Raw genomic sequence first — 338 nt, forward strand, 5'->3', positions numbered from 1 at the left:
TGGGATCACCCCCGCGTGTGCGGGAAAAACTCTTTAATAGATTGCCAAATACCATTTAATGCAGGATCACCCCCGCGTGTGCGGGAAAAACTGAAGAATTTACTTTACCACCTTTGAAAGTTATGGGATCACCCCCGCGTGTGCGGGAAAAACCTGGAAATAGTACCCTTTTTTATTTTTAACCTGGGATCACCCCCGCGTGTGCGGGAAAAACGGTTCGCGAGGTACATTAATTTGAATACCTCCAGGATCACCCCCGCGTGTGCGGGAAAAACTGATTAAGTTTATTTCTCGCTCGAATCTCAAGAAGGATCACCCCCGCGTGTGCGGGAAAAACT

At 48.2% G+C, this 338-nt stretch carries 1 CRISPR repeat array.

The annotated features are described in order from the left end of the window. Positions 1-2 precede the first annotated feature (2 nt). Positions 3-337: direct repeats of the CRISPR family, unit length 28 nt; unit sequence GGATCACCCCCGCGTGTGCGGGAAAAAC. Position 338: the final 1 nt, after the last annotated feature.

It is taken from the genome of Streptococcus sp. HMSC074B11 (genome assembly GCF_001808705.1).
Taxonomy (GTDB): Bacteria; Bacillota; Bacilli; order Lactobacillales; family Streptococcaceae; genus Streptococcus.